This is a genomic window from Curtobacterium oceanosedimentum, assembly GCF_040545555.1.
In the GTDB taxonomy this organism is placed as follows: Bacteria; Actinomycetota; Actinomycetes; order Actinomycetales; family Microbacteriaceae; genus Curtobacterium.
In genome coordinates this window covers 41,532-68,529 of the sequence record NZ_JBEPMD010000003.1, presented here as the reverse complement: position 1 = coordinate 68,529, position 26,998 = coordinate 41,532, and the positions used below count along the sequence as shown (strand labels likewise).

The following is a 26,998-nucleotide window of genomic DNA, read 5'->3' as shown; positions in this document are numbered from 1 at the left end:
CTCAGACGGCCGCGGGAACCACCGAGACCGTGCGGTCGATCGTGCACTGCCCGAGCACCCGGGTCCCGACGTACACGACCGCGGTCTGTCCGGGGGCGACGCCCGACAGCGGCTCGTCGACGTCGATCACGAGCTCGCCGTCCGACACCCGCGCCGTCGCCGGCACCGGGTCCGCGTGCGCCCGGATCTGCACGTCGCACGCGAAGGGCTCGGACGGGTCGACGGGCGCCGTGCCCGCCCAGGTGTACCGGGACCCGGCCATCGACCGGACGTCGAGGGCCTCCTTCGGTCCGACGACGACGGTGTTGTCCTTCGGTCGGATCTCCAGCACGAAGCGCGGCTTGCCGTCCGGCGCCGGGCGGCCGAGGTGCAGGCCGCGGCGCTGCCCGACCGTGTAGCCCGTCGCGCCCTCGTGCTCGCCGACGACGGTGCCGTCGCGCTCGACGACCGACCCCGGCTCGGCGCCGACGCGATCGGCCAGCCATCCGCGGGTGTCCCCGTCCGGGATGAAGCAGATGTCGTAGGAGTCGGGCTTCTGCGCGACCGTGAGCCCGCGCGCCGCGGCCTCGGCCCGGACCTCGTCCTTCGACGGCGTCGCACCGAGCGGGAACATCGCGTGCTCGAGCTGCTCGGCCGTGAGCACGCCGAGCACGTAGGACTGGTCCTTCGCCCAGGCCGCCGAGCGGTGCAGCTCGCGTGCACCGTCCGTCCCGGTCACGATCGAGGCGTAGTGGCCGGTGCAGACGGCGTCGAACCCGAGGGCGAGCGCCTTCTCGAGCAGTGCCGCGAACTTGATCCGCTCGTTGCAGCGCATGCAGGGGTTCGGGGTGCGGCCGGCCTGGTACTCCGCGACGAAGTCGTCGACGACGTCCTCCTTGAAGCGCGCTGAGAAGTCCCACACATAGTACGGGATCCCGAGCGCCGAGGCGGCTCGCTGCGCGTCCATCGAGTCCTCGATGGTGCAGCAGCCGCGGCTCCCGGTGCGGAGCGTGCCCGGCATCCGGCTCAGCGCCAGGTGCACGCCGACCACGTCGTGCCCGGCGTCGACGGCCCGCGCCGCGGCCACCGCCGAGTCGACCCCACCGCTCATCGCCGCAAGTACACGCATGCATCCAGGGTAAGCGCATCCCCCGACGAGTCCAGGCGTACCGTTGCCCGACGATGACCAGCACGACGAACGACGCCTTCGACCGCCGCGGCGTCCTGCTCTCCGGCTTCCTGCCCGCGGCGCTCTTCGCGATCGGCGAGGGGGCGATCATCCCGATCATCCCGATCGCCGCCGACTCCCTCGGCGCGAGCCTGGCGTTCGCGGGCTTCGTCGCCGCGCTGATCCTGGTCGGCGAGCTCATCGGCGACGTGCCCTCCGGCGTCGTGGTGGGGCGGATCGGGGAACGGAACGCGATGATCGGCGCCGCGGTGGTGTCCGTGGTCGGTCTGCTCGTCTGCGTCGTCTCGCCGAGCCCCTGGGTGCTCGCCGTCGGGGTGTTCCTGGTCGGCGTCTCGACCGCGGTCTTCGCGCTCGCCCGGCACGCCTACATGACGACCGCGATCCCCCTCCGGATCCGGGCCCGCGCCTTGTCGAGCCTCGGCGGCGTCTTCCGCTTCGGCTACTTCGTCGGTCCCTTCCTCTCGGCCGGCGTGGTCCACCTGACCGGCACGACGCAGAGCGCCTTCTGGATCCACGTGGTCTGCTGCCTGGCGGCGGCGGTGGTGCTCCTCGTCCTGCGCGACCCCGCGACCGGCGAACGCGGTCTGCGGTTGCCGAGCCGAGCCTCCAGACCGGACGCGACGAACGCAACCGGCCCGACGAACGCGACCGGCCCGACCAGCGCAACTGACACGACCGACGCGACCCGACGCTCCGCACCCGGACCGCACCCCGACGAGCCGCCCACGGACACCGGCGCGCATTTCGTCGAACGCGAGGCGCACGGCCTCTTCCGCACCATCCGCGAGAACCGGGCCGTCCTCGCCAGGCTCGGCAGCGGTGCGGCCCTGATCGGCGCGCTCCGCGCCGGACGCCAGGTGATCCTGCCGCTCTGGGCGGTCAGCGTCGGGCTCGACGACGCGTCGGCTGCGCTCGTCATCGGCATCGCCGGAGCCGTCGACTTCGCCCTCTTCTACACGAGCGGGCAGATCATGGACCGCTGGGGTCGACTCGCGAGCGCCCTGCCGTGCATGCTCGGGCTCGCCGTGAGCTACTTCCTGCTCGCATGGAGCGGGCACCTCGACGCGAAGGTCGGCTGGTTCGTCGCCATCGCGATCGGCATGTCGCTCGCCAACGGGGTCGGCAGCGGCATCCTGATGACGCTCGGGGCGGACCTCGCACCGCGAGGGAACCCGGCACCGTTCCTCGGTGCGTGGCGCTTCACCGGGGACTTCGGGTCCGCGGCGGCGCCGCTGCTGATCTCCGGTGTCACCGCGGTCGCGTCGCTCGCGTTGGCGAGCGGGGTCATGGGGGTGCTCGGTCTGGTCGGTGCGGGGGTGCTGCTGCGCTACGTGCCGCGGTACCTGCCACGTCGGTTGCGTTGACGGCGTCGGTCCCGTCGGTCCCGTCGGGGCGGCCGGGAGGCGCGGCTGCTGCCCGCCCCGCACCTCCCGCTCGGTAGACTGCCGCTGCTCGCGGGAGTGGTGGAATCGGTAGACACGCAGGATTTAGGTTCCTGTGCCCCAGGCGTGAGGGTTCGAGTCCCTCCTTCCGCACCGTGCTCGGCTCGCTCGGCCCGGCTCTGCTCGCTCGGCCTGGCTCGGCTCGGCTCGGCTCGGCGAAGTCAGCCCACCGACGGATGGGCCGGTCACCGCCGGGCGGTACCCTCGTCAGGCGGGAGCCTCCCCGTGCCCCGCCCCGACACGACCGGAAGAACCATGCACTCCGTCGCACTCGCCCTGATCCCGTGGCTCGACCCGCAGTACATCCTCGACCACTTCGGGGCCATCGCCGTGCTCGTGGTCTGCGCCATCGTCTTCGCCGAGACCGGCCTGCTCATCGGCTTCGTCTTCCCCGGTGACAGCCTGCTCGTCATCACGGGCCTCTTCGCCTTCGACCGCGGGGGCCAGATCGGCGGCATCCCCATCTGGGTGGCCGCACTGATGATCGGCGCCGCGGCGTTCCTGGGCGGTGAACTCGGGTACTACATCGGCAAGAAGGCCGGGCCCCCGATCTTCGAGCGCAAGGAGAGCGGACTGTTCTCGAAGGAGAACGTCGACCGCACGAACGCGTTCTTCCACCGCTTCGGCCCGCTCGCGGTCATCCTCGCCCGCTTCGTCCCCGTGGTCCGCACCTTCCTGCCGATCGCGGCCGGGGTCGGGCGCATGAACTACAAGAAGTACTCGCTGTACAACGCCATCGGCGCGGTCGTGTGGGGCGTCGGCGTGACCTTCCTCGGGTACTTCCTCGGCTACATCCCGCCGATCGCCTACGTCGTGCGGAACTACATCGACGTGATCCTCATCCTCGCGGTGCTCGTCACGGTCGTCCCCGCCGGGCTGCACTACTGGCGGACCGCGCGGAAGGCCAAGCACGCCGCCGAGGCCGAGGAGGCCGCGCAGCACGGTGGCGTCGAGCGCGGGACCGCGGACGGCGCGGGGCGTCCGGCCGGGCAGTAGTCGCCGCGCCGCGCCGCTGTCGGCGCCGGGGTCGGTCGGCGCGCGGCATCTCGTGCCGCCGTCGGCGCCCGGGTCGGTCGCCGCGCGGCATCTCGTGCCGCCGCACAACCGAAGGCACCTCGCGCCACGGAGTTCCGTGGCGCGAGGTGCCGTTCGTTGTGCGGGGTCCCGCGCGCCTCGCCGCGTCAGACCCCGAAGTACTCCCGCACGATCGGCGCGATCCCCCGGAACGCCTTCGACCGGTGGGACAGCGCGTTCTTCTCGTCGCGCGTGAGCTGCGCTGCCGAACGGTCGGCGTCGTCGGGCTGGAACACCGGGTCGTACCCGTGCCCGCCGTCCCCGACCGGCTCCGTCAGGACCGCACCGTTCCAGACGGCCTCGAACAGGTGCTCGGTGCCGTCCGGCGTGACGAACGCCGCCGCGCAGACGAAGGCGGCGGTGCGCTCGACCACGCCCTCAAGCTCGTGGAGCAGGAGCGCGATGTTGTCCGCGTCCACCCGCGTCCCGGCGTACCGGGCGGAGTGGATACCGGGCGCCCCACCGAGTGCGTCGACCGCGATCCCGGAGTCGTCGGCGAGCGCCGGCAGCCCGGTGTGCGCCACTGCCGCACGTGCCTTGATGAGCGCGTTCGCCGCGTAGGTGTCGCCGTCCTCGACGGGCTCCGGACGGTCGTACCCGACGAGCTCGACCCCCTCGCCGAGCGCCTCGCCGAGGATCCCGCGCAGCTCGACGACCTTGCCCTGGTTGTGCGTCGCCAGGACGACGGTGCGCCCGGTCACGCGAGGCCCAGCACGTCGCGCTGGATCGCCGCGAGCGACCGGTTGCCCGCGAGGCCGAGGTCGAGCAGCGTGTTCAGCTCGTCGCGGTCGAACGGTGCGTGCTCGGCGGTGCCCTGCACCTCGATGAACCTGCCGGAGCCGGTCGTCACGATGTTCATGTCGGTGTCGGCCGCGGAGTCCTCGGTGTACGCCAGGTCGAGCATCGGCTCCCCCTTGACGATGCCGACCGAGATGGCCTGCACGCTGTCGGTGAGCGGCGTCGCCTTCTTCGCGATGAAGCCCTTGTCGCGGCCCCACTCGATGGCGTCCGCCATCGCGACGTAGGCGCCGGTGATCGACGCCGTCCGCGTGCCGCCGTCGGCCTGCAGCACGTCGCAGTCGAGGACGAGGGTGTTCTCGCCGAGGCCCTTCATGTCGACCACTGCACGCAGGGACCGGCCGATCAGCCGCGAGATCTCGTGGGTCCGTCCACCGACCTTGCCCTTGATCGACTCGCGCTGCATGCGCTCGTTCGTCGACCGCGGCAGCATCGAGTACTCGGCGGTGACCCACCCGGTGCCCTTGCCGGCCATCCAGCGCGGGACGCCGTTCGTGAAGGACGCCGTGCACAGCACCTTCGTGTTGCCGAACGAGATGAGCGCGCTGCCCTCGGCCTGCGCGCTCCACCCCCGCTCGATGCTGACCGGACGGTGGTCGGAGGCGCTGCGGCCGTCGATGCGGGTGCTCATGGGGTCCTTTCGGTTCGGGGCAGCGTGATCGCCCCGGTCTGGAGGTGTCCGACGCTCGAGACCTCGGGACCGAGGAAGCGCCGGGCGAGCCGGATGAAGCCGTTCTTGTCGTCGCCGGTGGCCTCGAACGCGTACGTCGGCGGCTCGGGAGTGGTGCGTTCGAGCCCGTGCTCCACGAGCCGGCGGTACACGTCGTTCGCAGTCTCCTCGGCACTCGACACCAGCGTGACGTCCGGGCCCATCACGTACTGGATCGCCGCGGACATCAGCGGGTAGTGGGTGCAGCCGAGCACGAGCGTGTCGACGTCCGCCTCGCGGATCGGGGCGAGGTACTGCGCCGCGACCTCGCGCAGCGCCGGCGACGAGGTGTCCCCCGCCTCGACGAACTCGACGAAGCGCGGGCACGCGGCGAGGGACAGGGTGACGTCGGCGGCCACGGCGAAGGCGTCCTCGTAGGCCCGCGAGGCGATGGTCCCCACCGTGCCGATCACCCCGATGCGTCCGGTGCGGGTCTGCTTCACGGCCGCGCGGGCAGCCGGCTGGATCACCTCGACGACGGGGATGCCGTACGCCTGCTCGTAGCGTTCCCGGGCATCGCGGAGCACGGCGGAGGACGCGGTGTTGCACGCGATGACGAGCGCCTTCACGCCCTGGTCGACGAGGTCGTCCATCACCTCGAGCGCGTACCGCCGGACGTCGGCGATCGGCTTCGGGCCGTAGGGCGAGTGCACTGTGTCCCCGACGTACCGGATGCTCTCGCGCGGCAGCTGGTCGATGATCGCCCGCGCGACCGTCAGCCCACCGACGCCGCTGTCGAAGACTCCGATCGGTGCATCCGTCACCCCACCAGCGTACCGAGCCGCACCCGCCCGGCCCCGCGCCTGCCCCGCTCCCTTCGCCCTCCCCTCCCCGAGCGGGCGGAATGCACGACCCGCTTCCGCGCCCCCCCGCCGCTTCCGCCCGCTCAACGAGGTGCCCGAGCGCACACCCCTCCTCCTCCCGCGAGCGGGCGGAACCCACCGCCGTCGTCCCGCTCCCGGACGACTTCCGCCCGTTCGCCACCGTCCCCGCGACCAAACACCCTTCTCCTCCCACGAACGGGCGGAACACGCCACCCACATCCGCACTCTCTGGAGCTTCCGCCCGCTCGCCACCCTCCACCCGCCGATTTCCCCCGCGAGCGGGCGGAACGAGTCGGTCCACGCGCGGGCGCGTGCAGGTTCAGCCCGCTCACGCTCCGCTCACGCCAGACGCCGGCAATCCGTGGACCGCACCGGCCGGGAGGCACCACCCAGCCCCGGCACGCACGGCCACCGGGTCGCGCGGTCGCCTCCCCTCGTTGCCGAGCGGGCGGAACCGGTCCGGACCGACACCGCGTCGCGCCGCTTCTGCCCACTCGCCGACCGGGCGGAAGCGGTCCGGACCGACACCGCGTCGCGCCGCTTCCGCCCACTCGCCGAGCGGGCGCGGCAGGTTCCACCCGCTCGCGACCACCCACACCCGCTCGCCACGCCCCCACCGACGGCGCGAGCCCCCACGCACCCGCCCCCGCACACCCGCTCCGCGCTTCCGCACCACGACGTCACTAGTGTCGGAGGCGTGACCAGCGCGCTCCTCACGGACCAGTACGAACTCACCATGGTGGACGCCGCCCTCAAGGACGGCACCGCCGATCGACGCTGCGTGTTCGAGGTGTTCGCCCGTCGCCTGCCGGACGGCCGCCGCTACGGGGTCGCCGCGGGCCTCGGACGCTTCCTCACGGCGCTGACCGAGTTCCGGTTCGGAGACGAGGAGATCGGCTTCCTCCGCGACCGCAACGTCATCGACGAGGGCACCGCCCGCTGGTTGGCGGACTACCGCTTCACGGGTGACATCCGCGCCTACCGCGAGGGCGAGGTGTTCTTCCCCAACTCCCCCGTGCTCCAGGTCGAGGGCACCTTCGCCGAGTCGGTGGTCCTCGAGACCCTCGCGCTGAGCATCTTCAACGCCGACTCGGCCATCGCCGGCGCCGCCGCCCGCATGGTGTCCGCTGCCGACGGCCGACCGCTCGCCGAGATGGGCTCGCGCCGCACCGGTGAGTGGAACGCCGTCGCCGCCGCCCGAGCCGCGTACATCGCGGGCTTCGGCGCGACGAGCAACCTCGAGGCCGGCCGCACCTGGGGCATCCCGACGATGGGCACCGCCGCGCACGCGTTCACGCTCCTGCACGACTCCGAGGAGGCCGCGTTCCGCTCCCAGCTCGACGCCCTCGGCGACGGCACCACGCTGCTCGTCGACACGTACGACATCGAGGCGGCGGTGGAGACCGCCGTCCGGCTGACGAACGGCCGACTCGGCGCGGTCCGCATCGACAGCGGCGACCTCCCGAGCGTCGTCGCCGCGGTCCGGGCACAGCTCGACCGGCTCGGAGCACCCGCCACGAAGATCACCGTGACGAACGACCTCGACGAGTACACGATCGCCGCCCTCCGCGCCGCACCGGTCGACTCCTACGGCGTCGGCACGAGCGTCGTCTCCGGCTCGGGCCACCCGGCGGCGGGCATGGTGTTCAAGCTCGTCGCGCACCGGACCCCGGCGGGTGACGAGTGGGTCCCCGTCGCCAAGAAGTCCGCGGACAAGGCGTCGACCGGCGGTCGCAAGGAGGCCGGTCGTCGCCTCCGCAACGGCATCGCGACCGCCGAGGTGGTCCTGACGTCGGGTCGCGTCGGCCCCGACGAGCGTCCCCTGCTCGTCCCCGTTGTCGAGCACGGCGAGGTCGACCCGGCGTTCCTCGGGGTCGCCGGCGTCGAGTCAGCTCGCGCGCACCACAAGCGCGCCAAGGCGGAGCTCCCGGTGGACGCGTCCCGCATCGGGCGTGGCGACCCGGCGATCCCGACCCTGGTGATCTAGCGGCCTACTCGGCCTTCATCTTCTCGTAGATGGCCTTGCAGTCGGGGCACACCGGGAACTTCTCGGGGTCGCGCCCGGGCACCCACTTCTTGCCGCACAGCGCCTTGACCGGCTTGCCGGACAGCGCGGACTGCAGGATCTTGTCCTTCTTCACGTAGTGCGAGAACCGCTCGTGGTCGCCGGGCTCGATCGCCTCTTCCTCGAGGAGCTTCTCGAGCTCGCGGTCCATCACGTCGAGGCCGCCGCCGGGTTCCGTCATGCTCATGCGTCCAGGGTACGACGATGCGGCCGGGGCCGCGACGGACGGGAGGCGCGGGGCGGTCCCGCCACGCGCCTCCCGTCCGACGGTGCGTCACCACCGGGACCGACGTGACGGACCCGGCGCGTGCCTCCCGGCCGTCGGTCGCTCAGTTGCGCTGCGCCGCAGCGAGCAGGTCGGGACCGCGCCGGTCGAAGAGCCGACCGCCGACCGCCACGCCGACCACGAGGACGACGACGCCCACGGCGATGCCCACGAGGAGCGTCGCGGTCGCCCAGGGGTCCGGACCCTCCACGGCGGTGAGCACCGCGAGCCAGACGGCGGGGACGAGCGATGCCAGGATGCCGAGGATCATCGTCGTCTGCGCGACCGCAGCGGTCGTGCCGGCGGCCTGCGGCTGCTGGAACGGGTGGTCGCCCGGACGGACCGTCGGGTAGGGCAGCAGGACGGAGACGACGCTCGACAGGCCGAGGCCGGCCAGCAGCGCGCCGACCGCGATCCCCGTGAGTACCGGGAAGGCGGTGGGGTCGCCGGAGAGCGCGGCGGACACGGCGGCACCGGCCACCACGAGCGGCAGACCGACGACCAGCAGGGGCACGAGGCGTCCGAGCCGGTCGCTCCACCCGGGAGCACCCGACGCGACGTGCAGCCAGACCGCGGTGTTGTCGTAGGAGACGTCGTTGTGCGGCAGGAACCCGGCGATGAGCGCCATCAGCGGGAGCGGGACGAGCGCGGTCAGGTGCCACGGCACGCCCGCCACCCCGAGCGGGAGCACGACGAGCGGGACGAACAGGATGACGAGGTAGGACATCCGGTAGCGCGGGTCGCGGCCCCAGTAGGTGAGCGCGCGGGCGGCGACCGCGCCGACCGGCGTGGAGCCGAGCGCGGCGAACCAGCCGAGCCCGCGGTAGCGACGAGTGCTCGCGCGACCGTCCGCGGCCTCGAGCGCCCGACCGACGAGCGCCCACCACGCGAGCGCGAGCAGGGCGATGGTGACGAGCGCGACCAGCAGCTTCAGGACGCCCTCGCCGACGCGGCCGCTCGCGACGTCGGCCGGCACGGCCCAGGCGGCACCCCACGGTGTCCACCCGGCGACGTCGGCGACCCGCTGCAGCTCGGCACTGGCGGGGTCGAGCCAGTCGCCGCGCAGCAGCAGCGACGCCACCGGCAACCCGAGGACGACGATGACCAGGGCGGCGAGCCAGCCGGCGTCCCGCGACCGGTGCGGACCGACGAAGGTCGCACCCACGGCACTGCCGACACGGAGCAGCAGGGCACACGTCACCGTGCCGAGCAGCGCGGCGACGACCGCGAGCACCGCGGTGCCCCCGCTCCGCGACCAGGCGCCGACCTGACCGACCGCGACGACCGCGACGGCGAGCACCGGGACGCCGACGAGCCCGGCGACACCGAGCCCGACGGCGAGCCGGCGGCGGTCGATGCCGTACACGGCGAACCGCCGCGGGTCGAACTGGTCGGTGCGGCCCACGACGAGCGGCACCAGGGTGAGTGCGAGGGACACGAACGTGCCGACGGGGACGGCGACGGAGCGAGCGACCTCGACGGGTGCCGACCGCAGCGCGAGGAGCTCCCCCGCGACCACGACGGCGGCGACCAGACCGAGCAGGGACCCGAGCACGACGAGGACCGACCGCCGGGCTCCGCCGCGGACCTCGCCCGCGAGCAGGTCGACCCTCAGTCGGAGAAGCTGTGCAACCATTCCATGCTCTCTGCCACGACGCGGCCGCCCGCGAGTTCGACGAACTTGTCCTCGAGGCTCTTGCGCCCGCGGACCTGGGCCATCGTGCCGGAGGCGAGGACCTTGCCGCCGACGATGATCGCGACCGAGTCGCAGGTGCGCTGGACGAGCTCCATGGAGTGGCTGGAGAGCACCACGGTCCCGCCACCGCGGGTGTAGCGCCGCAGGATGTCCGTGATGGTCGCCGCGCTCACGGGGTCGACCGACTCGAACGGTTCGTCGAGCACGAGCACGCGCGGCGAGTGGATCAGGGTCGCGGCGAGCGCGATCTTCTTCGCCATGCCGACGGAGTAGTCGGCGACCTGGCGTCCGAGCGCCTCGCCCAGGCCGAACGCCTCGGCCAGGTCGGCGCTGCGCTTCCGGGCCGTCGCGCCGTCGAGGCCGCGGAGGGTCGCCGAGTAGTGCAGCAGCTGCGCGCCGGTGAGCCGGTCGAACAGGCGGAGACGGTCGGGCAGTACGCCCAGTGCACGCTTCGCCGCCGTCGGGTCCGACCAGACGTCGTGGTCGAGGACGGTGACGGTGCCCGCGTCGGGACGGAGGAGACCGGTGACCATCGACAGCGTCGTGGTCTTGCCGGCACCGTTCGGGCCGACGACACCGAAGATCGAACCCTGTCGGATCTCGAGGTCGACCTCGTCGGCGGCGAGCGTCTGGCCGTACCGCTTGACGAGGCCGCTCGCGCGGAGCACGACGGGCTGCTGCGCCTGCGCGGTCTGCGTCGCGGCGGCGGTGGCGGTCGGCTGGCGCTCGGGAGCCCGCTTCTTCTTCGTCGTGGTCTTCGGGGCCGTCGTGGTCGACGTCGGGTCCACGTCGACAGCCGACCCGGTGGCCGCCCCGCCGTCCGTGGTCGTGTCACCGTCGGTGACGCCGGGGCCGTCGGTCGTCGGCGTCGTCGACGCAGCGGACGTGCCCGGGCCGGAGGGGCGCGAGGCGCGACCCTTCCCCTTCGTCCGGCCCCTGCCCTGACCCTTGACCTGGCGCGGAGCGCGGTCCGTCGTCGCGGACGTCGGCGCGGCCGTCGTGGTCGCGTCGTCGGTCATCTCGTCATCATCGGAGGCGTCGTCGCGCGCATCCCCGTCCCCCGTGTCGTCGTCGGCCGCGTCACCGTGCGGTTCGTCCGCCTCGGCCAGCCAGGCGGCGTCGGACGTCGCGTACACGTCGTCGTCATCAGCTGCAGCCACCGCCCCACCGTACCAACGCGCCGGACGCCGCAGACCCCGACCGTCGGCGCGTCCGTGCGGGCTCCGGTACCGGATCGGTCACAGGGTCACGAATTGAGTACGAAGCGCGCACGGGTGTACCCCGGAGCGCGCCCGTTCCGTATCATTCACCAGGGCACGACGGAGTGTTCACCACATGGAAACCTGCTCGGACGGGCTCCCGTGGCCGCTCGTCCCCCGCACGAAGGTGCAGAAGGCGCACGCTCACGGCGAACTCAGACCTGGTGCGAGCACACTCGACGAGGCCCGCCCGTGCCCCACGCGGCGCGCGGGCGGACACCAGAAGGGACCAGCATGACCACGCAGATCGTCATCCTCGCAGCGGGGATGGGCAGCCGGCTCGGCCGCAGCCTGCCGAAGCCGCTGACCGAACTCAGCGACGGCCGCACCATCATGCAGCAGCAGTTCGACAACATCCGCGCCGCGTTCGGCTCGAGCGCCCGCGTCACGATCGTCGTCGGCTACAAGTCCGAGTACATCGTCGAGGCGTTCCCCGAGGCGAACTTCGTGTACAACGAGTCCTACGACTCCACCAACACCTCGAAGAGCCTGCTGCGCGCGCTGAAGGCCACCGGCAAGAGCGGCGTCCTCTGGATGAACGGCGACGTCGTCTTCGACCCGCGCGCCCTCGTCCGCGCCGCCGACCTGATGGACCAGGACCGCTCGTTCGTCAGCGTCAACACCGAGAAGGTCTCCGACGAGGAGGTCAAGTACACCGTCGACGCCCAGGGCTGCATCAAGGAGCTCTCGAAGCGGGTCGTGGGCGGCCTCGGCGAGGCCGTCGGCATCAACTACGTCTCCTCGCGTGACAAGCAGGCGCTCATCCGCCAGCTCGGACGCGTCGACGACCAGGAGTACTTCGAGGGCGGCATCGAGGCTGCCATCGCCGAGGACGGGCTACGCTGGTCGCCGATCGACATCTCCGACCTGTACGCGGTCGAGATCGACTTCGCCGAGGACCTCGAGCGCGCGAACGACCTGTTCGCCTGAACCACCGTCAGGACCCCCTCGGCGGATCCGCCCGGAGGGAAACCGTGACCACAGCGAGTGCGCCGACCGTACCCGCGACGACCGCATCGGCGGCGACGCGGAGTGCCGGTCGGCGCTACCGCCAGGCACTCTGGCTGCTCACCGTCCGCGACCTCCGGGTGCGCTACTCGACGTCGGCCCTCGGGTACCTGTGGTCGATCCTCGACCCCCTGGTGATGTCGGCGATCTACTGGTTCGTCTTCACCCAGGTGTTCCACCGCGGTTCGGTGGGCGAGGAACCGTACATCGTCTTCCTGCTGTCGGCGTTGCTGCCCTGGATGTGGTTCACCGGAGCGGTGTCGGACTCCACGCGTGCCTTCACGAAGGAGGCGAAGCTGATCCGGTCGACGACGATCCCGCGGAGCATCTGGGTCGCCCGGGTGAACGCGTCGAAGGGGATCGAGTTCCTGCTCAGCCTGCCGGTGCTCGCGATCTTCGCGATCGCCACCGGCGCTCACCTGCACTGGGAACTGGCGCTGTACCCCCTGGCCATCGTGCTGCAGGGGGCGCTGGTCTACGGCCTCGGCCTCATCGTCGCGCCGCTGGTGGTCTTCTTCCGTGACCTCGAACGGGCCGTGAAGCTCGTGCTGCGCTTCCTCTTCTACGCGTCCCCGATCATCTACGGGACGCAGGCGCTCCCCGATCGGCTGCACGACATCGCCGCGCTGAACCCGCTCAGCGGCATCTTCGGCCTCTACCGTTCCGCGTTCTTCCCCGGTCAGCTCGACTGGGTCGAGGTCGGCGTGTCGGTGCTCGTCACGGCTGTCGTGCTCGGCGTCGGCCTGGTCGTGTTCCGCCGGAGCGAGCACCGTGTCCTGAAGGAGCTGTGATGACCGCCACCGACTCCACTGCTCCGTCCACGACCGTGGCGCCCGTCATCTCCGTGCGCGACGCGGGCATCCGGTTCAAGCGCAACCGCCGGGCGAGCCGGAGCTTCAAGGACCTGTTCGCCGGGAGCAACCGGCGCAAGCGCGCGGACGAGTTCTGGGCGCTCCGGAACGTGTCCTTCGACGTGCGGCCGGGCGAAGCGATCGGCGTCGTCGGTCGCAACGGACAGGGCAAGTCCACGCTGCTCAAGCTCGTCGCCCAGGTCATGCTGCCGGACGAGGGCCGCGTCCGCGTGAACGCCGGGGTCGCCCCGCTCATCGAGATCACCGGTGGCTTCGTCGGTGACCTGACGGTCCGGGACAACGTGTACCTGACGGCCGGGCTGCACGGGATGTCGCGAGCGGAGATCCGCGACGCGTTCGACGAGATCATCGACTTCGCCGAGATCGGCGACTTCGTCGACACGCCCTACAAGCACCTGTCGAGCGGCATGAAGGTGCGCATCGCGTTCGCCGTGATCTCGCGGTTGGACGAACCGGTGATCCTGGTCGACGAGGTGTTGGCCGTGGGCGACAAGGGCTTCCGCGAGAAGTGCTACAAGCGCATCGAGGAGCTGCTCGCCGGCGGTCGGACGCTCTTCTTCGTCTCGCACAGCGACAAGGACCTGCGCCGGTTCTGCGACCGCGGGCTCTACCTCGACAAGGGTCGGCTGCAGCTCGACGACACGATCGAGGCAGCGCTGGATCGGTACGCGGCGGACCACGGGGCCTGAGCCCCTCCTCCACACCGAGGGCCCGCCTTCCCCTCCTCCACAGGCAGGCGCCCCGGAGGCCTCCCCCGGAGCCCCGACGTCGGCCCCTCCCCCTACCGTGACCGGCATGCACCACCCACCCACGGCCTACGCAGTCCCGTTCACCGTCGACCGATCCGGAGCACCACGTCGCTACGACCTGGTGAACACCGGGCCCGAGCCACTGCACGCGATCTCCTTCACCCACCTCGGCAGCGGCTTCTGTCCGCCGCTGGCGGTGAACCGTCTCGACCCGGGGCGGTCCCTGTCGATCGCGGTGTTCGGCGCGGATCCGGAGCAGACCGGCATCGTGGTCGTCCGGTGGCGTCGCCCCGACCGGTCGGAGTACCTCTGGCGGATGTCCCTGGTCGGCGACCGGCTGGTCGGGCTCGCGTCGTGACGACGGCCGCCGGGTCAGACCTCGCCGCGCTCCTCGGCGACCTCGTGCCAGCGCGCCACGAGTCGGTCCACCGCCGCGTGCAGTCGACGCGTCGCGACGCCCGGCGTCGTGTCGCCGAAGTACCGCTCGACCCAGTGCCGGAGCTTCGCGAGCTCCTCGGCGTCGTTCGCCGCGGCGTCCACCCTCGCGACCACGTCGGCGGCGTCCTCGGCCAGCAGCCAGTTCGCGTCGCCGAGGTACCCGCGCTCGTCCACGTCGGCGTCGGGTGCCGCCGGGCGCGTCACGATGAGGGGCTTGCCGACGGCCAGCCGGTCGTAGATCATCGCGCTGATGTCGGTCACGGCGACGTCGGCGTCCGCCAGCTGCCACCCGAGCTGCGGGCCGTCGTCGTACACGTGGTGCGCGGACGGATCGGCGGCGTTCGCGCTGGCGATCGCCGCGACGATGCGCTCGTGGGCGGCCCGGTAGTCCGGGTCGACGACACCGCTGCGCGGGTGCGGCCGGTACACCAGCCGGTGGCGACCCGAGGCGAGCAGGCGCTCGGCGAGCTCCACCCCGTGCGACACGATCGAGCCGTAGGCAGCGGCCGCGCGGTCCCCCTCCCACGTGGGCGCGTACAGCACGACGGTGCGGTCGTCGTGCGGGTACGGCACGGCGCCGGCGAAGTGGTCGGCCTGCGGACGGCCGATCGCGATCGTGCTCCTGTCGACGTCGTAGTCCCACAGCGCGGAACGCAGGCGGTCCCGTGCGGCGTCCCCCGCGATCAGGGCGTAGTCGTACGCCTTGAACTGGTTCGTGGTCATGTACATCTTGTCGCTCTCGCCGTGGTTGACGAAGACGTGCCACATGCGTCCGTACCGCATCATCTGGAAGTTGCGGGCGTTCTGGTTGACGTACAGGACGATCTTCGGCGCCTGATCCTCGACGAACTGCTCGAGGTCGACCACCTGCCGTGCGTACACCGCAGGGACGGGCGACTCGTCGAGCAGCGTCGTCATCGTCCCGGGGCTGCGCGAGATGATCGCGACGGGGTGCTCGCGGGCGAGTTCCGCCAGCGGCGCGTACCACTGGCGGATCTGGTACATGTTCACCGGGCCGTCGGCGAAGTAGACCGCGACCTCGATCGACCGCGGCGGCAACTGCGGAGCACCGGGCAGACGACGGTCGAGTTCCCGTCGGTTCCGACGCGAACGCAGCAGGCGGCGGGCGAGGCGGATCGCGGTCCGGACGTCCTTGGTGATCGGCATGGTGGTCCTCAGGCTACGGGCGGTTGCTGTGCGGGGTGCTCGACGGCGCGGTCAGCGGAGGGGACGACCCCGACTGCTGCGACACCGAGCGCTGCGAGACCGACGGGGCTCCGGAGCCCCTGGTCGGACGTGGTGGCGGGCTCAGACGACCGGCGGGCGGCCGGCGAGCGTCATCCGGGCGATCGTCAGCCATCCCATCGGCCGCGACGGACCGCAGTCCGCCGTCCAGCCCTCACGGAGACCGGCGAACCAGGTCCGCAGTCGCAGCGGGTGCCGCCACCAGCGGGCGACCTGGATCGCGGCCCACGACCCGACGTACAGCGGTCGCAGCGCCAGCGGCAGGTTGCGTCGGGCCAGGAACACGCGGTTCCGCGCGTTCAGGCGGATGTACTCGGCGTGCCGGGCGGGGTCGATCGCCGGGTGGTGCGCGACCAGGTCGCCGGCGTACCACGCGCGTCGACCGGCATCCCAGACGCGCCACGCGAGCTCGATGCCCTCGTGCGCGTAGAAGTACGGCGCTCCCCAACCGCCGACGGCACGGTAGACGTCCATCGGCAGGAGCACGGCGCCCTCCCACACCGAGAACACCGGCGACGAGTCCGTCGCCGAACCCTTGCGGATCCGCGGCACCCAGCGTCGGGGGTTGGCGGACCCCGTCGGGTCGACCACCCGCGGTTGCACGAGCCCGACCGAGGGGTCGCGGTCGAGCAGCGCCACGGCGTCGCGCAGGAAGGTCGGCGACGGGATCGACGCGTCGTCGTCGAGGAAGAACACGTGGTCGCCGTCGACCACCTCCGCACCGGCGTTGCGGCCGGCCGGGATCCCGACGTTCTCCGGCAGGGCGAGCGCACGGACACCGTCGGGCAGGCCGGCCGGCTCCCAGCCGTTGCCGACGCAGACGACGTCGAGCTCGACGTCCTGCTGCGCGAGCACGCTCGCCAACCCCTGACGGAGATCGTCCGGCCGGGTGCCCTGGGACAGGCTCACCACGGCGATGCGCGGGCGCTGCCGGTGCGGCGGCGCGTTCCGTCGCGCAGTGCCCGGTGTCACGGCCGGCTGCTGGCCCAGCGTCGGTTCCGGTGTCGACCCGGTCATGCACGGACCCGCTTCGACGCCATGATGGCGACGAAGTGACCGGCGGTCGCCAGGACCGCGAGCGGCAACAGCGCACCGACCAGGATACGGTCCGCCAGCGGATGACCGACCACGAGCCCGAGCAGCGCGAACACGAACGCCAGGATCGAGAGCTCGACGGAGTGGTACAGACGGTGGAAGGGCAGGAAACGCGCCGCGCGGCGGAGCGTCGCCAGCCGTCGACCGGAGGGCGCGGTGCCGGCGTCGCGACGGTCGACGAGCTTCTCGAGGCCCGCGTTCGCCCGAGCGACGTGGACCATGTCGTTGAGCGCCTTGTTGAGCACGATCACCAGGCCGAGCGCGCACCCGATCGTCGTCCACATCCAGTCCGCGCCGTGGATCGGCCAGGTCGCGGCCCGGACCCCGAGGGCGATCGGGATGAGCCCCTCGGTCGTGTAGTGCCCGACCTTGTCGAGGAAGACCCCGGCCGGCGACCTGGTACCCCGCCACCGAGCCACCTCGCCGTCGCAGCAGTCCACGAGCATCTGCAGCTGACCGAGCACGAGGGCGAGCAACGCACCCCAGATGCCGGGGATCAGCAGTGCCGCGGCGACGCTCCACCCGACCAGGATCATCAGACCGGTCACCTGGTTCGCCGACACCCGGGTCTTCAGCAGCAGCCAGGTCAGGTACGGCGAGACGTCGCGCAGGTAGAGCGACGCGGTCCAGTGCTCGGCGTTCGCGCGCGAGCGGACCTCGTCGGGTTGGGCGACCGCGCGGAGTTCGGCGATGGAGCTCGGTCGGGCCGCGCCGCGGCCGGAGGTGTCGTGGGTCAAGGGGTCAGGTCACCGTCCCGTGTGCGTGGTCAGCTCGGAGGTCCTGGTCAGGAACCCGATGATGAAGCCGATGCCCCAGCCGACGTGGATGCACGGCAGGACGACGATCAGCCACAGCGTGGTGGCCGGCCCGGAGCGCCGTGCCACGGCGACGGCGCCGACCACGACGAAGAGCAGGTAGACCGCGGGGACGACGAAGCCGAGCGCCGCCCAGGCCACCGGCGACCCGAGCGCGGCGCCGACGATGCCGACGATGCCCGCGACGATCCCGAGCGCCATCGCGGCGACCATGGCCGGCGGGACGAAGTACCGCAGGCCGTTGTTCGCAGGGAACCGGCGAGCGAGTTCGCCGCGCCACAGTCCGGTCGCGACGAACTGCCGGACGAGGCGTCGCAGGCTCGGCCGCGGGCGGTAGGTGACGACGAGTTCCGGGGTGAACCACACCGTGCCACCGGTCTGCCGCAGCCGGCGGTTGAGCTCCCAGTCCTGGCCGCGCTTGATGCCCTCGTCGAAGAGCCCGACCTCGAAGAGCCGGTCGCGTCGGAACACCCCGAGGTACGCGGTCTCGGCCGGTCCGGCCTTGCCGCCGACGTGGTGCGGGGTCCCGCCGAGGCCGACGCGGCTGCCGTACGCGTGCGCGACGGCACGCTCGAACGGCGTGCGACCCTCGGCGCGCATGATGCCACCGACGTTGTCCGCCCCCGACTCGAGCAGCACCCGCACGGCGATCCGCGTGTAGTCGGCGGGCAGCACCGAGTGGGCGTCCACCCGGATGACGATCGGGTGCACCGACGCGCGGATCGCAACGTTCAGCCCGGCAGGTGTGGACCCGACAGGGTTCTCGATGGCCCGGACACGAGGATCGGCAGCGCTCATCTCGGCCACGAGTTCGTTCGTCCCGTCGATCGACGGTCCGAGCGCGAGGATCACCTCGAACGGACCCTCGTAGTCCTGCTCCAGCAGGCTCCCGACCGCGGCACGGACCTCGGTGACCTCGTTGAGCACCGGCATCACGTACGAGACCCCCGGCAGGGGCTGTCCGTCTGTCTGCATGCGGTCCTCGGGGTCGTGGCTGACGCGCGGAGCGCACCGAGAGCCGGCACCGCCCCGGAGAGCAGCCATGAGCCTATCAAGCGGCAGGAGCGCCCACCTGCGTCCCGAGCGGACCGCGCAACACCGGTGGTCGGCGGGCGACCACCGGACGACGGACGGGAGGCGCGGTGCCAGCCGGCACCGCGCCTCCCGTCCGTCGCTCGTCGCGTCAGCTCTTGTAGGTCCCGAGCGTGACGTCGGCTTCGCGTGTCTGACCGTCGCGGACGTACGTGATCGTCGTCTTCGCACCGCCGGCGAAGAAGCGGACCTGCGCGGTCAGGTCGGTGGCGTCCGCCACCGATGCCGAGCCGATCTTCGTGACGACGTCGCCCTTCTGCAGACCGGCGTCAGCCGCCGCTCCGCCGGACGACACCGACTTGATCAGCGCGCCCATCTGGGTGGCCTTCGCGTCCTCGGACGCGTCGCCGACGGTGGCGCCGAGCAGGCCGTGCGTCGCGGAGCCGTTCTCACGGATCTCGTTCGCGACACGCTCGACCAGGTTCGACGGGATGGCGAAGCCGACACCGATGCTGCCGGACTGCGCATCCGACGACTGCGAGCTGCCCGCACTCGCGATGGCGACGTTGATGCCGATCAGCTTGCCCTTGGAGTCGAGCAGGGCGCCGCCCGAGTTGCCGGGGTTGATCGACGCGTCGGTCTGGATGACCGGCAGCGAGACCGTCGTCTTGGTGGAGGACCCACCGTTGCCCGGGAACTCGAAGGGGCTGTCGCTGTTGCCGCCCTCGTTCGAGTCGCCGCCCTGGCTGGGGGCGCTCGAGGCGACCTGGATGCTGCGGTTGAGCGTCGAGACGATGCCGTCGGTGACGGTGTTCGACAGCCCGAGCGGCGCACCGATCGCGACCGCGGTGTCACCGACGTTGAGGTCGGACGAGTTCGCGAACGAGATCGGCTTGGTGCCGGTCGCGTCGATCTTGATCACCGCGAGGTCCACCGTCGGGTCCGTGCCGACGAGCTTCGCCGGGTAGATCCTGCCGTCGGACGTCGTCACCGTGATGGTGCCGTTCGCGCTGTCGCCGTCGAGGGTCACCACGTGGGTGTTCGTGACGATGTAGCCGTCCTTCGTGAAGAAGACGCCGGAGCCGGTGCCGCCCGCGGAGCCCGACGACACGTTGATGGTCACGACCGAGGGCGTGGCCTGGGCAGCGACGGCGGTGACGACGGTGGCGTTGTTGTAGTCGTTGACCGTGAGGTTGCCGCCGCTCTGCGACGAGCCCGAGCCGATGACGGTCGTGCCCGACTGGGAGGCTCCCGCGGCCCAGCCTGCACCACCGCCGACCAGGCCGGCGAGCACCAGCCCGGCGACGATCGGCAGGACCAGCTTGTTGCGGCCGTTCTTCCCGTTCGTGCTCGTGGCGGTCCCGGTCGGTGCACCCGCGGCAGCGCCGCCGAAGTAGTGGCCGTTGCGCTGGTTCGAGCCGTCGACGTCGCCGAAGGCGCTGGCGGACGAGGGCGCCTGGGCGGAGCCGGGGTACGAGGCGCTCTGGGGGGTGCCGTACTGCGAACCGTACTGCGACGTGCCCTGCGCGTACTCGCCGTAGCGCGGGCGGTCGTACTGCCCCTGGCCGGAGCGGTCCTGATCGGTGCCGTACTGCGCCTGACCGTAGGGGGCCTGGCCGTACTGGCTCTGGCTCTGGCTCTGGCTCTGGCTCTGGCTCTGGCTCTGGCTCTGGCTCTGGCTCTGGCTCTGGCCGTACTGGGTCTGCCCGTACGGGCCCTGGTCCTGGCCGTGCTGACCCTGGTCGTACTGGGTCTGGCTCTGGCCGTACTGGGTCTGCCCGTACGGGCCCTGGCTCTGGCCGTACTGGGTCTGCCCGTACTGGCCCTGGTCCTGGCCGAACTGGGTCTGTCCGTACTGGCCCTGGTCCCGGCCGTACTGGTCCTGGCCGTACTGACCCTGGCCGTACGCGCCTGTCGCGGTCTGGTCGTGGTGCGCGTTGTCGGAGCCGTAGGGGCTGGACTGCTGCGCGGCCCCGCTGCCGTCGCGCTCGACGGTCGGGTACGGCGCGGTGTAGCGGTCCGTCGCGTTGTCGCCCCCCGTCGGGATGACGTCGGTCTCACCAGCACGGGCGTGGTCGAACACGTCGGTGTGGTCGTGGTCCGCGTGGCGGTCGGCGGGGAGTCCGGAGACGTCCTGCGTCGACGCGCCCTCGCCGGAGGTGTCGCGCGTGGCGTCCTCGGCAGCGGCCCGGTGGTCGGTGTCCTCGGGGCGGTTGTCATCGCCCTGGCCGTGTGGCGTGGTGTCGGTCATGCTGGACGTGCTCCTTTCAAGCTCCTGCAGTCTTCCGCGTCCACCTGAGCGGTGCTCCTGCTGGGGCTGCAAGCGACCTATGGCGATCTTATGCGTGGGCTGTGGGCGTCCTCCCGGTCTCGCGACGAGACACGACGTGCCGGGGCGAGGCCACTGATCCGTCCTACTAGGTTGGAGTGCTCCAGGGCGTCGATCCGCGCCCGGCGCACCGGAGGGACCCACCATGCACCGCACCGGACCCTGGCTCCGAGCCGCGGAAGGGGCGATGCTGCTCGGCCCCGACGGCGTGCCCGCACCGACCGTGTTCGCCGAGATGAGTGCACTCGCCGCTGCCACCGGGGCGATCAACCTCGGCCAGGGCTTCCCCGACCAGGACGGCCCGGCCGAGGTGCTCGACGCCGCAGTCGACGCGATCCGCCGAGGGGTCAACCAGTACCCGCCCGGACGCGGGGCGCCGGAGCTCCGCGAGGCGATCGCCGAGCACCAGGCGCACTGGTACGGCCTGCGAGTCGACGCGGATCGCGAGGTCCTCGTCACGGCAGGCGCGACCGAGGCCCTCGCCGCCACGCTGCTCGCGTTCGTCGAACCCGGCGACGAGGTGATCACCTTCGAGCCCTTCTACGACGCCTACGGGGCGCTGATCCGCCTCGCCGGGGGCACGCACGTGACGGTGCCCCTGACTGCTCCGGACTTCCTGCCGGACGAGGACACCCTGCGCGCCGCGTTCTCCGACCGCACGCGGATCGTGCTCGTGAACACCCCGCACAACCCCACCGGGCGGGTGCTCCCCCGCGAGGTCCTGGCAACGGTGCTCGAGCTCGCAGAGCGCCACGACGCCCTCGTCGTCACGGACGAGGTCTACGAGCACCTCACCTTCGGCACCCCGCACGTCCCCGTCGCGACCCTGCCCGGCGCGGCAGACCGGACGATCACGATCTCGAGCGCTGGCAAGACCTTCAGCACCACCGGCTGGAAGGTCGGCTGGCTCACGGCCGCTCCCGCGCTCGTCGAGGCCGTCGTCTCGGTCAAGCAGTACCTGACGTTCGTGAACGGTGCTCCGTTCCAGCCCGCGGTCGCGGTCGGACTCCGTCTGCCGGACGCGGTCTTCCACGGCATCGCGAGCGAGCTCTCCGAGAAGCACGACCTGCTCGCGGCCGGACTCCGTTCCGCCGGCTTCGAGGTCATGCAACCGGACGGCGGCTACTTCGTCCTCGCGGACACCGCACCGCTGGGGTACGACGACGCCCGCGAGTTCTGCCTCCGCCTGCCGGAGCTCGCCGGCGTGGTGGGTGTCCCGGTCTCGGCGTTCGTCCGGCCGGAGCGGGCCGCGGGCTACCGGTCGCTCGTGCGGTTCGCCTTCTGCAAGCGGCGTGACGTGCTGTCCGAGGCCGCCACGCGACTCGCCGCGCTCGCCCCGCCGCGCTGACCCCGGTCCCTGCCCACGCACACCTGCCCACTCTTCGGCGCGCGCTGCCCAGCCTCGCCGTCGCGCCGAGCGGGCCTTCCCTGCACGCTGCCGAGCTGAGCCCCGCCGCTTCCGCCCGCTCGACACGTGCACGCATCGAGCTTCGCGCAGCCCACGCCGGAGCCCGGGCTGGTCGTCGCCGAGCAACCGGCCGCAGCCGCTGCCGCCAGCGGGCCTTCCCTGCACGCTTCGGAGCTGAGCGCCGCCGCTTCCGCCCGCTCGGCGTGACCCGAGGCCTGAGGCCTGAGGCCTGAGGCCTGAGCCCGAGCCTCGCTGTCGCTCACCGCCGTCACGCCGAGCGGGCCTTCCCGGAACGCTTCGGAGCTGAGCGCCGCCGCTTCCGCCCGCTCGACACGTGCACGCGTCGACCCTCGCGCAGCCCACGCCGGAGCCCGGGCTGGTCGTCGCCGAGCAACCGGCCGCAGCCGCTGCCGCGAGCGGGCGGAACCGGCGATGCGTCCCGCACACGGCGGTCCGGTTCCGCCCGCTCGTGGAGACGGACGAGCGCCCGAGGGACGTCGACGGGGACGTCGACGCCGACGCCGGCGCCGACGAGCGAGGAACAGGCGCCGTTCGAACGCGCGAGGCGCCTCAACGCGGGTGCACGTCGAAGCGACGGAGTGCGAGCGACGGGTTGACCGCTCGGACCTCCTCGGTGACGGCGGTGTCGATCGTCGCGACGATGGCCCCCACCCTCTCTCCGGCAGCGGCGACCGCGACCCCCGACGGGTCGATCACCACGGAGTCGCCGATGCCGATCGGCCCGGTCTGACCGACGCCGACGACCCAGACCGTGTTCTCGATCGCACGGGCGGTCAGCAGCGTGCGCCAGTGGTGTTCCTTCCCGGGCCCGCGCACCCACTCGGCCGGCAGGACCACCACGTCCGCTGCGCCGACCTCCGGTGCTGCCAGTCGTCTGGAGACCTCGGGGAAGCGCAGGTCGTAGCAGGTCTCGAGCCCGACACGGAGGCCGCCGAGCTCGAAGACGGGCAGCTGGTCGGCGTCGCCGGACTCGATGCGGTCGGACTCCTTCGAGCCGAACGCGTCGTACAGGTGCACCTTCCGGTACGTCGCGGCGATCGACCCGTCCGGCAGCACGGCGACGAGGGTGTTCCGGAACCGCCCGCTCGTGTCTGCGGTCTCGGCGATGCCGACCACCAGCGCGAGCGAGTGCTGTCGCGCGATCTCCTGCAGTCCGCTGACGAAGGGCCCGTCGAGCGGCTCGGCTGCGGCGACGAAGCGCTCGTCGAGCTCGGCGCTGAAGTACGAGGTGTACTCGGGCGTCACGAGCAGGTCGGCGCCGCGCTCCGCGGCCTCCTCGGCGGCGGTCCGGACGGTCCGGAGGTTCGCGACGGAGTCGTCGGTGGGAGCGAACTGCGCGGCAGCGACGGTCAGGATAGCCATGGGGCGAGCGTAGCCGCGTGCGTTTCCCGAACACGACGAAGGCCCCGGTCCGATCGGACCGGGGCCTTCTTGTGACGCTTGGTTGCGGGGGCAGGATTTGAACCTACGACCTCTGGGTTATGAGCCCAGCGAGCTACCGAACTGCTCCACCCCGCGGCACGTTGAATAGCCTACACAGCTCCGTGGCGAGGCACAAATCGAGTGCCTCGCCACGGCGTGTCAGTTGCCGTTCTCGGCCGCGGTCGCGGCCTCGATGGCGTCCTGCAGGCGCTTGTCCGCCTCGGCCGCAGCGACCAGGTCGTTGTCGGCGTAGGCCCGCTGGCGGTCCTGGAGCGCGCTGCGCGCCTCGGCCAGCGCCTGCTCGAGCGCCTGGTTCCCCGAGCCGCTCGACGAGCCGCCCGAACCACCGGACGTCGAGCCGGAGTCACCGGACGAGCCGGACGATCCCGACCCCGAGCCCGACGAACCCGACCCCGAATCCGACGACCCCGACCCCGAGCCCGTCGACCCGGAGTCCGACGAACCGGTCGAGCCGGATCCGTCCGCAGCACCCTGGTCGCCGGCGGCGGCACCGGAGTTGCCGTCGAACAGCTCGTTGAGTGCCTGGTCGAGCGTGTCCTCGAACGCGATCTTGTCACCGAAGGCCACGAGCACCTTCTGCAGCAGCGGGTAGGAACCACTGGACGTCGACTGGACGTAGACCGGCTGCACGTAGAGGAAGCCGCCACCCACCGGGAGCGTCAGCAGGTTGCCCTGCTTCACGGTCGAGTTGCCGCGCTTCAGGATGTTCAGCTCCTGCGAGACGGTGGTGTCACCGTTGAACAGGCTCTGCACCTGTGCCGGGCCCGGGATGTTGTCGGTCTTCGGCATCGTCAGCAGCGTGAGCTTGCCGTAGTTCGATCCCTTCTCACCCTTGCCGGCGCCTCCCGCGTCGGAGTCGACCGCCAGGTACCCGGTCAGCACGTTGCGGTTGTTCGCTCCGGCCGACTGCTGCGGGATGTAGGTCGTGTAGAGCGAGTACGCGGTGTCCTGCCCCGGGACCTTCATCGTCAGGTAGTACGGGTCCTGCAGGTTGCCCTGCGACGGCGTGGTCCTGGTGCCGAGTGCGTTCGTCGTCGTCTGCGAGACGGTGTCGGAGTTCGCCTCGGAGTCGTTCGTGCCCGTCGTGGTCTCCTGCGGCGTGTTCCACGCGTCGTCACCCGAGTAGAACGAGTTCGCGTTGGTCACGTGGTACGTGCCGAGGATGGCGCGCTGCACCTTGAACAGGTCGGTCGGGTAGCGCACGTGGTCGAGCAGTTCGGCGCTCATCTGCGACACCGGCTGCGTGGTGCTGGGGAAGATCTTCTGCCACGTCTTGAGCACCGGGTCCTCGGTGTCCCACGCGTAGAGCGTCACCTTGCCCGTGTACGCGTCGACGGTCGCCTTGACCGAGTTGCGCATGTAGTTCACCTGGTCGGTGCTGAAGGCCGACGAGTCGGTGCCCGCGACGGTGTCCGACAGGCTCTGGCTCTGCGAGTACGGGTACGCGTCGCTCGTCGTGTAGCCGTCCACGATCCACTGGATGCGGTGGTCGACGATCGCCGGGTACGCGTCACTGTCGAGCTTCAGGTACGGGGCGACCTTCTGCACGCGCTGGATCGGGTCGCGGTCGTACAGGATCTGCGAGTCACGGTTCACGGCGTTCGACAGCAGGATCTGCTCGGACTGGAACTTCGCCGCGTAGACGAGCCGGTTGAAGAACCCGCCGAGGCTCGGTCCGCCGTCGCCCTGGTACGTCGTCGTGGCGTTGCCGCCGTCGCTGTCGTCCGAGCCGGCCGGGTAGTCGAGCTCGATGTTCTTCGAGCCCTCGGGTCCGCCCACGATCGAGTAGGGCGGCGAGGTCTCACCGAAGTAGACGCGCTCCTGGTAGTTGCCGAGCTTGCCGTTCGACGGGATGCCGGACTCGAGGAACACCGGCTTGCCGTCGCTGGCGCGCTGGTTGCCGTAGGCCGCGGTCACACCGAAGCCGTGCGTGTAGACGAACGTCCGGTTGTACTGGGTGTTCGCCTGCGAGCTGAGGCCGGCGAGGTCGATGTCGCGGACCGCGATCACGGTGTCCTCGGTCTGGCCGTCGATGTCGTAGCGGTCGACGTCGAGCTGGTCCGGGAACTGGTAGTACTGCCGGTACTGCTGCAGCTGGCTGAAGGTGTCCGAGACGATCTTCGGGTCGATCAGGCGGATGTTCGCCGTGGTCTGGGCGTCTTGCGCGAGCGCGCCGGAGCTGGCCTCGGTCGTCGCGTCGTAGTTCTGCTCCTCGACACCGCTCACGCCGTAGGCGTCACGGGTGGCCTTGATGTTCCGCTCGATGTACGCGGACTCGTACGTGCGCTCCGACGGCTTGACCTGGATGCGCTGGATGATCCACGGGTAGACGCCGCCGATGACGATGGCCGCGACGAGCAGCAGCCCGGTGCCGACGATCGAGATGCGCCAGCGGCCGATGACCGCGGTGACGATGAACAGGACCGCGACGATCGCCGCGATGCCCGCCATGATCTCGCGACCCGGGATGACGGCGTTGACGTCGGTGTACTGCGCGCCCGTGATGAGCGGGTTGTCCTTCGTCAGCGCGGCGTACTGGTCGAGCCACAGGCTGACGGCCTGCAGGGCCACGTAGAGCGCGGCGGTCACGGCGAGCTGGATGCGCGCCGCCTTGGAGATGCGGACCTCGCGCCCACCGAAGCGCAGGGCGCCGTACAGGTAGGTCGCTGCGAGCGCGGCGATGCCGGCGATGAGCACGACGGCCGACGAGTACGCCACGATCGAGCGCCAGAACGGCAGCTCGAACACGTAGAACCCGATGTCGAGCCCGAACTGCGGGTCCTTCTTGCCGAAGGACGTCCGGTTGAAGTACTCGAGCACCATGCTCCAGCGGCCGGCCGTGGCCAGACCGGCGAACAGGCCGAGGACGACCGGGATGCCGATCATCACCGCGCGACGCAGCGGCTCGATGACCTGCTGGTAGCGGTCGAGCTGCGAGTTGAGCTTGGCGTACACCGGTCGGAACCGGAATGCGAGCGCGATGCTCACGTAGACCGGGACGGCCATGCCCAGGAACCCGGCCACGAACATGAGCGTGCCCGCGATCCAGCGGGTGGTGAGGACCTGCTGGAAGCCGAGCTGCGCGAACCACGCGTAGTCGGTGTACAGGCTGGCGAAGATGAAGAAGCCGATCACCAGTGCGGCCAGCACGATGATCGTGACCACGATCGGGACCCGCGGCGAACGCCGCCCTGCAGTGCCCGAGGTGGACGAGGTTGTCGTCACTTGATGTGCTCCAGACGT

The 26,998-nt window shown here is 71.4% G+C and carries 22 protein-coding genes and 2 tRNA genes; 9 read left to right on the top strand and 15 right to left on the bottom strand.

Annotated elements, in window-relative coordinates; translation table 11 throughout:
- Window position 1: 1 nt before the first annotated feature.
- Window positions 2-1,108, bottom strand: a complete 1,107-nt coding sequence (gene mnmA / locus ABIC52_RS04090; RefSeq protein WP_126892351.1) for a tRNA 2-thiouridine(34) synthase MnmA — start codon at window positions 1,106-1,108, stop codon at window positions 2-4.
- A gap of 53 nt (window positions 1,109-1,161) precedes the next feature.
- Here mnmA and ABIC52_RS04085 point away from each other — a divergent pair, with 53 nt between their 5' ends.
- The 3 genes from ABIC52_RS04085 (at window position 1,162) to ABIC52_RS04075 (ending at window position 3,606) form a co-directional block, all read left to right on the top strand.
- Window positions 1,162-2,532 (top strand): MFS transporter, encoded by a 1,371-nt coding sequence (locus ABIC52_RS04085; protein WP_354026681.1) that lies wholly within the window; start codon window positions 1,162-1,164, stop codon window positions 2,530-2,532.
- A 90-nt stretch (window positions 2,533-2,622) separates the two neighbouring features.
- A tRNA-Leu gene (locus ABIC52_RS04080) sits at window positions 2,623-2,703 on the top strand.
- A gap of 162 nt (window positions 2,704-2,865) precedes the next feature.
- Window positions 2,866-3,606, top strand: coding sequence for a DedA family protein (locus tag ABIC52_RS04075; RefSeq protein WP_209677736.1), 741 nt, complete (start codon window positions 2,866-2,868; stop codon window positions 3,604-3,606).
- 185 nt (window positions 3,607-3,791) lie between these two features.
- Here the strand turns inward: ABIC52_RS04075 and rdgB are convergent, their stop codons facing one another.
- Genes rdgB through murI form a run of 3 tightly spaced genes read right to left on the bottom strand, consistent with a single transcriptional unit; the run spans window position 3,792 to window position 5,955 of the window.
- On the bottom strand, window positions 3,792-4,385 hold the full coding sequence (gene rdgB, locus ABIC52_RS04070) for an RdgB/HAM1 family non-canonical purine NTP pyrophosphatase (protein ID WP_354026680.1): 594 nt from the start codon (window positions 4,383-4,385) through the stop codon (window positions 3,792-3,794).
- Window positions 4,382-5,113, bottom strand: a complete 732-nt coding sequence (gene rph, locus ABIC52_RS04065; RefSeq protein ID WP_209677733.1) for a ribonuclease PH — start codon at window positions 5,111-5,113, stop codon at window positions 4,382-4,384. Before rph ends, rdgB begins: the two co-directional genes overlap by 4 nt.
- Window positions 5,110-5,955, bottom strand: a complete 846-nt coding sequence (gene murI, locus ABIC52_RS04060) for a glutamate racemase (RefSeq protein WP_209677729.1) — start codon at window positions 5,953-5,955, stop codon at window positions 5,110-5,112. The genes rph and murI overlap by 4 nt, the downstream gene beginning before the upstream one ends.
- A gap of 796 nt (window positions 5,956-6,751) precedes the next feature.
- Here murI and ABIC52_RS04055 point away from each other — a divergent pair.
- Window positions 6,752-8,002: a nicotinate phosphoribosyltransferase gene (locus ABIC52_RS04055; protein WP_238638264.1), complete on the top strand. Its 1,251-nt coding sequence runs from the start codon at window positions 6,752-6,754 to the stop codon at window positions 8,000-8,002.
- A gap of 4 nt (window positions 8,003-8,006) precedes the next feature.
- Here ABIC52_RS04055 and ABIC52_RS04050 read toward each other — a convergent pair whose 3' ends face one another.
- The 3 genes from ABIC52_RS04050 to ABIC52_RS04040 all read right to left on the bottom strand — a co-directional run bounded on the left by ABIC52_RS04050 (window position 8,007) and on the right by ABIC52_RS04040 (window position 11,201).
- Window positions 8,007-8,267, bottom strand: a complete 261-nt coding sequence (locus ABIC52_RS04050; protein ID WP_111228526.1) for a DUF3039 domain-containing protein — start codon at window positions 8,265-8,267, stop codon at window positions 8,007-8,009.
- Window positions 8,268-8,409: 142 nt separating this feature from the next.
- Window positions 8,410-9,981: an ABC transporter permease gene (locus tag ABIC52_RS04045; protein ID WP_209823259.1), complete on the bottom strand. Its 1,572-nt coding sequence runs from the start codon at window positions 9,979-9,981 to the stop codon at window positions 8,410-8,412.
- Window positions 9,957-11,201 (bottom strand): ABC transporter ATP-binding protein, encoded by a 1,245-nt coding sequence (locus ABIC52_RS04040; protein WP_238638148.1) that lies wholly within the window; start codon window positions 11,199-11,201, stop codon window positions 9,957-9,959. Before ABIC52_RS04040 ends, ABIC52_RS04045 begins: the two co-directional genes overlap by 25 nt.
- 333 nt (window positions 11,202-11,534) lie before the next feature.
- Between ABIC52_RS04040 and ABIC52_RS04035 the strand changes: the two genes are divergently transcribed.
- The 4 genes from ABIC52_RS04035 (at window position 11,535) to ABIC52_RS04020 (ending at window position 14,287) form a co-directional block, all read left to right on the top strand.
- Window positions 11,535-12,230 carry a phosphocholine cytidylyltransferase family protein gene (locus ABIC52_RS04035; RefSeq protein WP_354026679.1) on the top strand — a complete coding sequence of 232 codons (696 nt, stop codon included), beginning with the start codon at window positions 11,535-11,537 and terminating at the stop codon, window positions 12,228-12,230.
- 44 nt (window positions 12,231-12,274) lie between these two features.
- On the top strand, window positions 12,275-13,099 hold the full coding sequence (locus tag ABIC52_RS04030) for an ABC transporter permease (RefSeq protein WP_126891397.1): 825 nt from the start codon (window positions 12,275-12,277) through the stop codon (window positions 13,097-13,099).
- The gene (locus ABIC52_RS04025) at window positions 13,099-13,869 is read left to right on the top strand and encodes an ABC transporter ATP-binding protein (protein WP_126891396.1); all 771 of its coding nucleotides are present in this window, start codon (window positions 13,099-13,101) and stop codon (window positions 13,867-13,869) included. Before ABIC52_RS04030 ends, ABIC52_RS04025 begins: the two co-directional genes overlap by 1 nt.
- A 106-nt stretch (window positions 13,870-13,975) precedes the next feature.
- Entirely contained in the window at window positions 13,976-14,287 is a 312-nt protein-coding gene (locus ABIC52_RS04020; protein ID WP_126891395.1) for a hypothetical protein, read from the top strand.
- Window positions 14,288-14,301: 14 nt separating this feature from the next.
- Here the strand turns inward: ABIC52_RS04020 and ABIC52_RS04015 are convergent, their stop codons facing one another.
- From ABIC52_RS04015 to ABIC52_RS03995, 5 genes are all read right to left on the bottom strand, one after another.
- Entirely contained in the window at window positions 14,302-15,534 is a 1,233-nt protein-coding gene (locus tag ABIC52_RS04015) for a CDP-glycerol glycerophosphotransferase family protein (RefSeq protein ID WP_126891394.1), read from the bottom strand.
- A gap of 141 nt (window positions 15,535-15,675) precedes the next feature.
- On the bottom strand, window positions 15,676-16,629 hold the full coding sequence (locus ABIC52_RS04010; RefSeq protein WP_209677723.1) for a glycosyltransferase family 2 protein: 954 nt from the start codon (window positions 16,627-16,629) through the stop codon (window positions 15,676-15,678).
- On the bottom strand, window positions 16,626-17,444 hold the full coding sequence (locus ABIC52_RS04005) for a CDP-alcohol phosphatidyltransferase family protein (RefSeq protein WP_126891392.1): 819 nt from the start codon (window positions 17,442-17,444) through the stop codon (window positions 16,626-16,628). Before ABIC52_RS04005 ends, ABIC52_RS04010 begins: the two co-directional genes overlap by 4 nt.
- A gap of 9 nt (window positions 17,445-17,453) precedes the next feature.
- Complete coding sequence (locus tag ABIC52_RS04000) at window positions 17,454-18,497, bottom strand: glycosyltransferase family 2 protein (protein ID WP_126891391.1); 1,044 nt, start codon at window positions 18,495-18,497, stop codon at window positions 17,454-17,456.
- A 208-nt stretch (window positions 18,498-18,705) separates the two neighbouring features.
- Window positions 18,706-20,805: a S1C family serine protease gene (locus ABIC52_RS03995; RefSeq protein ID WP_354026678.1), complete on the bottom strand. Its 2,100-nt coding sequence runs from the start codon at window positions 20,803-20,805 to the stop codon at window positions 18,706-18,708.
- A gap of 223 nt (window positions 20,806-21,028) precedes the next feature.
- Between ABIC52_RS03995 and ABIC52_RS03990 the strand changes: the two genes are divergently transcribed.
- A complete protein-coding gene (locus ABIC52_RS03990; RefSeq protein WP_126891389.1) occupies window positions 21,029-22,231 on the top strand; it encodes an aminotransferase class I/II-fold pyridoxal phosphate-dependent enzyme in 1,203 nt (400 codons plus the stop codon).
- Window positions 22,232-22,861: 630 nt separating this feature from the next.
- Here ABIC52_RS03990 and ABIC52_RS03985 read toward each other — a convergent pair.
- The 3 genes from ABIC52_RS03985 to ABIC52_RS03975 form a co-directional block, all read right to left on the bottom strand.
- Window positions 22,862-23,674, bottom strand: coding sequence for a carbon-nitrogen hydrolase family protein (locus ABIC52_RS03985; protein ID WP_354026677.1), 813 nt, complete (start codon window positions 23,672-23,674; stop codon window positions 22,862-22,864).
- 79 nt (window positions 23,675-23,753) lie between these two features.
- Window positions 23,754-23,830: transfer RNA gene (locus tag ABIC52_RS03980), tRNA-Met, on the bottom strand.
- A gap of 63 nt (window positions 23,831-23,893) precedes the next feature.
- Window positions 23,894-26,920: a UPF0182 family membrane protein gene (locus tag ABIC52_RS03975; protein WP_209677717.1), complete on the bottom strand. Its 3,027-nt coding sequence runs from the start codon at window positions 26,918-26,920 to the stop codon at window positions 23,894-23,896.
- Window positions 26,921-26,998 lie beyond the last annotated feature (78 nt).